Here is a 7,932-nt window from a genome sequence, read left to right as displayed (position 1 = left end):
TCATCAGGCCGATGTTGCCTTCCTGGATCAGGTCCAGGAACTGCAGGCCGCGGTTCGTGTATTTCTTGGCGATGGAGATGACGAGGCGCAGGTTGGCCTCCACCATTTCCTTCTTGGCCTGCCGGGCTTCGCGCTCGCCCTTCTGCACCATCTGGACGATCTTGCGGAACTCGAGGATCTCGAGGCCGGTCTCGGTCGCCAGCGCATGGATGTCGGCGCGAAGGTCCTTGATCCGGTCCTTCTCGTTGGCCACGAAGCCCTTCCAGCCCCGGGCCGAAAGCTTGGAGATGCGCAGCACCCACTTGGGGTCGAGCTCGCCCCCCTGGTAGTTGCGCAGGAAATCCTCGCGGCCCACCCCATGGCTCTCCGCCAGGCGCATCAGACGCGTCTCGAAACCGATGAGGCGCTTGTTGATGTCGTAGAGCTGCTCCACCAGCGCGTCGATGCGGTTCTGGTTGAGCGACAGCGACTTCACGTCGGTGACGATCTCTTTCTTCAGGGACTTGTACTTGCGGTCCTGCGCGGGCGTCAGCGCCTCGTTGCGCAGTTTCTGCTCGACGTTCTGGTCCTGCAGGCGGCGCAGCTTCTTGTACGCGGAGGCGACGCGGTCGAACGTCTCCAGCACTTTGGGCTTGAGTTCGGCTTCCATCGCCGAGAGCGACACGGAATTCTCCATGTCGTCTTCCTCGTCGAACGCGTCGGCCGGAATGGCGTCGCCCGAGTCCTCGCCCAGCGGGCCGGGGGGCGTGCGCGGGGCCGTGGGGGCGCGGACGGCGTCGCCGGCGCCGTTGGGGGCCGCGGTGGCGTCCGTCTTGGGCGCGCCCTTCCCGTCGGGACCCGCGTAGGTCGCCTCAAGGTCGATGATGTCGCGCAGCAGAACCTTGCCGTCGTTGAGTTCGTCGCGCCAGATGATGATGGCCTGGAACGTCAGCGGGCTTTCGCACAGGCCTGCGATCATGGCCTCGCGGCCGGCCTCGATGCGCTTGGCGATGGCGATCTCGCCCTCGCGCGACAGGAGCTCGACCGAGCCCATCTCGCGCAGGTACATGCGGACCGGATCGTCCGTGCGGTCCGTCGGCTCCTTGGCCGGGGCGTCGGGCCGCACCGCGACGGCGCGAGCCGGCGCGGCCTCGACGACATCGCCCTCGGGCTCGTCGTCCTCGGCGGCGGGGTCCGCCTCCTTCGGGCCTTCGTCCGTCTCTTCGGATTCGACCAGATTGATGCCCATCTCCGACAGCATGGACAGGATGTCCTCGATCTTGTCGGGATCCACCTGGTCGGACGGGAGGACCTCGTTCAGCTCCTCATGCGTGACATAGCCGCGCTTCTTGGCGGCCTTGATCATGCGCCGGACGGCCTGATCGGACAGATCAAGCAGCGGCCCGTCGCTCTGCGGCTCCGTTGCCGTCTCGGTCTCGTCCCGTTCCGTCGTCTTGGTTGCCATGATCAGCCTTGTGTCTCGACGGCGGCGCGCCTCGGCGGGACCGGACCCGGCATGCGCCTCAGCCCGGCCACGTCAACGCGTCAAGGGCGGCAAGGCCGCGTCCGCGCCTGCCACCCGCCACATCACTCCATAGACGGCGATCCGAGTTGATCAACCGTTAACCAACGTGCAAACCGGCCGGGCGGGCTCTCCGACCATGCCGCACATTCGGCCTGTTCGGAGTTTCGCGGGCGCGGACGGCGTCAGCCGCACCCGCGCTCGACTTCCGTGCCGTCGAGGGCGAGACCCCGGGCTCGGCCTCATGAGCCAGGTCAGGAGAGCTTCGCCCCATCGCAGCTGAAGCCCAGCACGGCTGCCGCTTCCCGCTATGTAGCGTCCGCCACCTTCTTTGCAAGATGAAGGCTGTCGTGACGGCGGTCTCGACCGGGTAGATGGTCGATGTGGGCGGCGCCGGCGTCTCCACCGTTTGCTGGACAAGACTGCATTGAACCGCCGCTCGCCCGCATGCGGCGGACAACTTCAACCCGGTGCGCCGGACCCGCCCCGCGATCCGGGAAAGCAGCGCCCGGCCGCCCCTGTTCAGGTGCTGCTGCCCCGTTCGGCCTCCGTTCCGTCCAGGGAGGAGAGTTCCGCGTTCACCTCCCGGAGCCAGGTCAGATTGGCTTCGCTGGGGTCTTCGGAGAAGGCCAGTTCGGCGGCGCGCTTCTCGCTGTGCAGCGTCCGGGATCGTCGCTGCAGGGTGAAGGCTTGCCGCAGGGCGTCCCCGAGTCGCACCGGATCGGCGGTCTCCGACAGCATCCAGCGGTCGCCGTGCCGGACGCGGGTCCGGATCCGGGCCAGCGCGGCGGCATGGCCGGCGCGCTCCACCCGCCCTTCCACCACCGCCGGGTCTGTGGCCTCATCCTGGAGCGCACAATCGAGCAGGACGTCGCTCACGGCGCGCGCGTCGGGATCGGCGAAATCGAGGGCCGCCAAACCGTCGGCCTCGGCCCGGAGGATCGCCGGGTGGGCGAGCAGGGCCGCCGCGATCAGCGCCTCCCGGGCCGGCGCGCTCCCGGTCGGACCCGTGAAGCGGGCGACCAGTCCCTGGCTGACGGAGGCGAGCGGCCGCCCGAGGTATCCGGTGGTCGGAGGCGCGCCCCAACCCGAACCCGCCCCGCGAAAGGCCGGTTTGCGGTCGGCCGGGCCGCCGCCGCCGGGTGGGCCGCGGCGCCGCTCCCGCAGCCGGGTCTCGACCTCGTCCCGGTAGAAACGCCGGACCGTCTCGTCCCGAATGGCCATGACGGCCTCCCGGAGGCGGGCCGCGAAGGCGGCCCGGCGTTCGGGCGTGTCGGCCGGGGCGGCTTCGGCCTCCCGCTCCCAGAGCATGTCGACCAGCGGCCGGGCTGCCGCCAGCACGCCATCCATCGCCGCCCGTCCACCCGAGCGGACGAGGTCGTCCGGATCCTGCCCCTCGGGCAGCATGGCAAAGCGGAGCGATTTTCCGGGCGCGAGGTGAGGCAGCGCCGTGGAGACGGCCCGATGGGCCGCCCGCTGCCCGGCCCGGTCGCCGTCGAAACACAGGATGGGTTCGTCGCCCATGCGCCACAGCAGGGCGAGCTGATCCTCCGTCAGCGCGGTGCCGAGGGGCGCCACGGCGTGTCCGAGCCCGACCGAATCGAGCGCGATGGCGTCCACATAGCCTTCGACCACCACGATGGACCCGGCCTCATGCGCCGCCTTCCGGGCCCGGTGGAGGTTGTAGAGGCCGCGGCCCTTGCTGAAGAGCGGGGTGTCCGGAGAGTTGAGGTACTTGGCCGCGACCTCCGCGCTCATGGCGCGGCCGCCGAACGCGATCACGCGGCCGCGCGAATCCTCGATCGGGAAGATGATTCGGTCGCGGAAGCGGTCGAACGGCACCGCGACGTCGTCCCCCGACACGATCAGCCCGGCCTCGGCCATGGTCTCGGCCGTGACGTCCCGGCTGGCCAGGTGGTCGCGCAGCGCGAACCGGTCCGGCGGGGCGTAGCCGATCCGGAACCGGGTCTGGATGTCGGCGCCGAGCCCGCGACGCTGCAGGTAGGCGCGGGCCTCCTGGCCGACCGGCCGGTGCAGCGCGGCTTCGAAGAAGGCGCAGGCGAGGTCCATGACCTCGTGCAGAGTGCGGTGGCGCCGCTCCTGCGCAACCATCTCCGGGGACGCCTTGGGCAGGTCGACCCCGGCCTCTCCGGCCAGTCTCTCCACGGCTTCCGGAAAGGACAGGCCCTCCGTTTCCATGAGGAAGGTGAAGATGTCGCCGTGCTTGCTGGAGGAGAAGCAGTGGTAGAACTGCTTCTGATCGTTGCAATAGAAGGAAGGCGTCTTCTCGGCATTGAACGGCGACAGGCCGCGCCATTCTCGGCCGGCCTTTTTTAGTTGAACACGGCGGCCGACCACCGCCGAGACGGGCAGGCGGGCGCGGATTTCTTCGAGCAGGTGGGGCGGATAGCGCACGGACGGGACCTCGGTCACGGCTCTAGCACGGCCGAACCGGGTCCCGGCAGAGTGGCGTCTCGCCATCCGGGCGGCCGGCGCGGTATCCTGGGTCGGTTCTCCGAGGAAAGCTCGTGCTTCGTTCCGCCGCCCTCGTCGTCACGCTGTTCGGGCTCGCGGCTTGCGCGCCGTCCCTGCCGCCGATCGCAGACAGGGGAGGGGACGCGGCCTTTAAAGCCCGGATCGCAACCTTGTACCGCCCGGGCTCGCCCGCGGCGCGCCTAAGGGCCGACCTCGCCGCTCAGAGCTTCCGGCTCATCGAAGACCCGGTGGCGCGACGCTTTTCCGCGCTGGATCAGCCGCCGAACCTGCCGTGCTTTTCCGAGACCCGGATCGACTGGACCGAGGACCGGCGCGGCCGGATCGTGCTGATCCAGGCCGCCCGGCACCCGTGCTCCTAGCTCAGGCGCCGGAGAGACGCGCCTTCACGAGGCCGCTCACCCGGCCGAAATCCATGCGGCCGGCATAATCGGCCCGCAGCTTGGCAATGACCTTGCCCATGTCCTTGACCGAACTCGCCCCGGTCTCGGCCACCGCCGCCTCGATCGCGGCCTCGGTTTCGCTCTCGCCCAGCGGCTGCGGCAGAAAGCCCTGGATGATGGCGGCCTCCTCGCGCTCCGCGGCGGCGAGTTCCGGCCGGGCATTGCTGTCGTAGATGGCGATCGATTCCTGGCGCTGCTTCAGCATCTTCTGCAGCAGGGCGAGGATCTCGTCCTCGGGGATCGGCTCCTTGCCGCCGCCCCGGGCCTCGATGTCCTTGTCTTTCAGGGCCGCCTGGACCATGCGGATCGTCGAGACCCGCGTCTTGTCGCCCGCCTTCATGGCGGTCTTGATTTCGTCGGTGAAACGCGCGCGCAGGGTCATGGCCGGTATCCGTTCTCGGCAGGGCCGTTTCGTTGACGAGGGCCGCCCGCGAACCTAGATGTCGCGTCGCGCAAGCCCATCGCCGCCTTGCCGGAATGGCGCGCCATAACCCGGAACATCGCTATGCCGCAACACGCCCCGGCGTCGACCGACACGCAGATCGCTGCCTGGGAGGAGCCGCGTCCGACGGCCCTCCTGGTCCTGGCCGATGGCACCGTGATCGAGGGCGCCGGCATCGGCGCCGTCGGGGAAGCAGCCGGCGAGGTCTGTTTCAACACCTCGATGACGGGCTACCAGGAGATCCTGACCGATCCGTCCTATGCCGGGCAGATCGTCACCTTCACCTTCCCGCATATCGGCAATGTCGGCACCAACGAGGAGGACACCGAGACGACTCCGCTGGCGCCGGCCTCCGGCGTGCGCGGCCTCGTCCTCGCCTCGTCCACCACCGAGCCGGCCAATTGGCGGGCCACCCGCTCGCTCGACACCTGGCTGCGCGCTCACGGCATCATCGGCATCACGGGCGTCGACACGCGGGCGCTGACCGCCCTGATCCGTGACCGCGGCATGCCGAACGCCGTGATCGCCCATGATCCGGCCGGGCTCTTCGACCGGGAAAGCCTGACCGCCCGGGCCTCCGAACTCCCGTCCATGGAGGGGCTCGACCTCGTCCCGATGGTGACCCGGGACACGCAGGGCAACTGGACCGAGGGCGTGTGGGAACTCGGCCAAGGCCACCGGACGGGCCAGGGCGGCGGCCGCTTCCACGTCGTGGCCATCGATTACGGCATCAAGGTCAACATCCTGCGCCTGCTCACCGATGCCGGCTGCAAGGTGACCGTGGTGCCGGCCACCGCCACGGCCGAAGAGATCCTGGCGCTCAACCCGGACGGCGTGTTCCTGTCGAACGGCCCCGGCGACCCGGCCGCGACCGCGGCCTATGCGGTCCCGGTCATCCGCGAGATCCTCGACCGCAAGGTGCCGACCTTCGGCATCTGCCTCGGCCACCAGTTGATGAGCCTCGCGCTCGGCGCCCGCACCGTGAAGATGCGGCACGGGCATCACGGGGCCAACCACCCGGTGCGCGACAACACCACCGGAAAGGTCGAGATCGTGTCCATGAACCACGGGTTTGCGGTCGATCCGCAGAGCCTGCCGGCTCACGCCTCACAGACCCATGTGTCGCTGTTCGACGGCACCAATTGCGGCATCGAGCTCACAGATCGGCCAGCCTTCTCCGTGCAGTACCATCCGGAAGCCTCGCCCGGGCCGCGCGACAGCCACTACCTGTTCACCCGCTTCGTGCAGCTCATGGACGGCGCGAACGCCACAGGTCGCGGCTGAGTGGGGCTGCGGCGCTTTTGCCCGATTGTCCCGCCCCGGACCGGCGGTTAACCCTCCCTCAACAACGGCGGACGACGGTTCGACGTCGATTCGCGAATGGGGGCGGGCATGCAGACTCGGGTAGCGCAGGGCGCGCGGGCGGACGAATTCTCGCGCCTTCACCGCCTCTTCCTCGAGCATTACGGCATCGCCGTCTCGCTGACCTGGATCGTGGCCGCGCTGGCGGCCACACAGGCGCCCTGGCTGCGCAACATCCGCGGCCTGATCGATCCGGCCGGCCGGCCGGAGAGCACGCTGTCCTTCCTGTTCAGCCTGCCGGCGCTGATGACGCTGAGCTGGCTGCTGGTGGCCTGCTGTGGCGACGTGATCCGGCGCTCGCAGGTGCTGCGCAGCCAGGCCCTGGAATTCGGCATCGCGGGCGCGGTGGCGTTCGGCGTGGTCTGCCTGGCGCTGCACCGGGCCGTGTCCGTGCTGCTGCTGGCCTGGTGACCCAGCCCCGGGCATGAGCTGGCGGGATTACTGGAACGCCGACACGCCGATCTATGTCAGCGAGCGGCACAAGATTCTGCATTACGGGCTGATCGCCCGCGACATCGCGAGCCATGTTCCGGGCCCGGACGCGGTGGTGCTGGACCATGGCTGCGGCGAGGCCCTGTCCGCGGACCGGGTGGCGGCCTCCTGCCGGCGCCTGATCCTGTGCGACGGCGCACCGCTCGTGCGCGAGCGGCTGGCCGCGCGCTTTGCGGCCGAGCCGAAGATCGAGGTGATCGCGCCCGAACAGGCGGGCCGGCTCGAGGACCATTCCGTGGACCTCGTCGTGGCGAACTCGCTCCTGCAATACCTCGCGCCGGAGGAGTTCCACGATCTGCTCGGGCTCTGGCACAGCAAGCTGAAGGAGGGCGGCCGGCTCGTCCTGGGCGACGTCATCCCGCACGAGACGGGGCCGTTGGACGATGTGGCCGCGCTGCTCCGCTTCGCCTGGTCCGGCGGCTTCACGGTGGCGGCCGCCAAGGGGCTCGTCCGCACGGCCCTATCGGATTACCGCCAGCTCCGGGCCGAACTCGGCCTCACGCATTACGGCGAGGCCGAGATGCTGTCGCTCCTCGCCGAGCGCGGCTTCGAGGCCCGGCGCGCCGACCGCAACATCGGCCACAACCAGAAGCGCATGACCTTTGTGGGGACAGCCGGCTGACTCACGGCACCGGCGGGCCTCGGAACGTCCAGAGCTTGTGCGCCGAGAAGTTCCAGAACAGCACGAGGCCGGTGGTGACGAGCTGGGCCGGCAGGTAGGGCACGCCGAGGCCCCGCACCAGGGCTGACACGGCGAGCCAGGTCAGGCCGAAGCCGACCGCCGAGACCACGATGAAGCGCCACGTCGCCTCGCCGTGCGGCCGGGCGCTGCGATAGGTCAGCCGGCGATTGAGTAGGTAGGAGACGACGCCGCCGCAGACATAGCCGGTCAGCGTCGCCGGCACCGGGTCCATGCGGTAGCCCTCCACCAGGCTGAGCAGCAGCCCGTAATGGACCACCGCGGCCAGGAGTCCGACGCCGAAGAAGGTCCTGAACTGGCGGGCGAGAGCCGGGACGTCGAACGTGGCCATCAGCCTTGCAGCCAGCCGGCGGCGCGCCGCACCAGGAGACGGGGCACGACCTTGCTGAGGACGGAGAGCGCCCGATTGCCGGCGCCGGGGATCACCACGGCCCGCCCCGCCTCGTAGCCGTCGAGCCCGAGGCGGGCGACGTCCACGGCCGACATGCCGCCGCCCTGA

Annotated in this window: 8 protein-coding genes; 4 read left to right on the top strand and 4 right to left on the bottom strand. The window is 69.7% G+C overall.

The features are described from left to right. Positions 1 to 1,444: RNA polymerase sigma factor region1.1 domain-containing protein (locus JWR86_RS16620; RefSeq protein ID WP_299567493.1), on the bottom strand; the 1,444-nt coding region annotated here is incomplete at its 3' end. 579 nt (positions 1,445 to 2,023) lie between these two features. Then, entirely contained in the window at positions 2,024 to 3,916 is a 1,893-nt protein-coding gene (dnaG, locus tag JWR86_RS16615; protein ID WP_299567494.1) for a DNA primase, read from the bottom strand. 113 nt (positions 3,917 to 4,029) lie between these two features. On the opposite strand from dnaG, the gene JWR86_RS16610 reads away from it, so the two are divergent. Further along, the gene (locus tag JWR86_RS16610; protein WP_299567491.1) at positions 4,030 to 4,356 is read left to right on the top strand and encodes a hypothetical protein; all 327 of its coding nucleotides are present in this window, start codon (positions 4,030 to 4,032) and stop codon (positions 4,354 to 4,356) included. Position 4,357: 1 nt separating this feature from the next. On the opposite strand, the gene JWR86_RS16605 is transcribed toward JWR86_RS16610, so the two are convergent. Further along, the gene (locus tag JWR86_RS16605) at positions 4,358 to 4,819 is read right to left on the bottom strand and encodes a GatB/YqeY domain-containing protein (protein WP_299567490.1); all 462 of its coding nucleotides are present in this window, start codon (positions 4,817 to 4,819) and stop codon (positions 4,358 to 4,360) included. Between the two features lie 123 nt (positions 4,820 to 4,942). Here JWR86_RS16605 and carA point away from each other — a divergent pair, with 123 nt between their 5' ends. The 3 genes from carA to JWR86_RS16590 all read left to right on the top strand — a co-directional run bounded on the left by carA (position 4,943) and on the right by JWR86_RS16590 (position 7,355). Further along, positions 4,943 to 6,163 (top strand): glutamine-hydrolyzing carbamoyl-phosphate synthase small subunit, encoded by a 1,221-nt coding sequence (carA, locus tag JWR86_RS16600; protein ID WP_299567488.1) that lies wholly within the window; start codon positions 4,943 to 4,945, stop codon positions 6,161 to 6,163. A 108-nt stretch (positions 6,164 to 6,271) separates the two neighbouring features. Beyond that, entirely contained in the window at positions 6,272 to 6,652 is a 381-nt protein-coding gene (locus JWR86_RS16595; protein ID WP_299567487.1) for a hypothetical protein, read from the top strand. Positions 6,653 to 6,665: 13 nt separating this feature from the next. Continuing rightward, positions 6,666 to 7,355, top strand: coding sequence for a class I SAM-dependent methyltransferase (locus JWR86_RS16590; RefSeq protein ID WP_299567486.1), 690 nt, complete (start codon positions 6,666 to 6,668; stop codon positions 7,353 to 7,355). A 1-nt stretch (position 7,356) separates the two neighbouring features. Here JWR86_RS16590 and JWR86_RS16585 read toward each other — a convergent pair whose 3' ends face one another. After that, positions 7,357 to 7,764 (bottom strand): GtrA family protein, encoded by a 408-nt coding sequence (locus JWR86_RS16585; RefSeq protein WP_299567484.1) that lies wholly within the window; start codon positions 7,762 to 7,764, stop codon positions 7,357 to 7,359. Positions 7,765 to 7,932 lie beyond the last annotated feature (168 nt).

It is taken from the genome of Enterovirga sp. (assembly GCF_028290205.1).
Lineage (GTDB): Bacteria > Pseudomonadota > Alphaproteobacteria > Rhizobiales > Beijerinckiaceae > Enterovirga.
Note: the sequence above shows the minus strand (reverse complement) of the source record. Positions and strands in the feature narration are given on the sequence as shown.

Bases quoted from the DNA above. Each gene is read 5' to 3' on its own strand.
- JWR86_RS16605 (WP_299567490.1), bottom strand. From the start codon at position 4,819: ATGACCCTGCGCGCGCGTTTCACCGACGAAATCAAGACCGCCATGAAG.
- carA (WP_299567488.1), top strand. From the start codon at position 4,943: ATGCCGCAACACGCCCCGGCGTCGACCGACACGCAGATCGCTGCCTGG.
- JWR86_RS16595 (WP_299567487.1), top strand. From the start codon at position 6,272: ATGCAGACTCGGGTAGCGCAGGGCGCGCGGGCGGACGAATTCTCGCGC.
- JWR86_RS16590 (WP_299567486.1), top strand. From the start codon at position 6,666: ATGAGCTGGCGGGATTACTGGAACGCCGACACGCCGATCTATGTCAGC.
- JWR86_RS16585 (WP_299567484.1), bottom strand. From the start codon at position 7,764: ATGGCCACGTTCGACGTCCCGGCTCTCGCCCGCCAGTTCAGGACCTTC.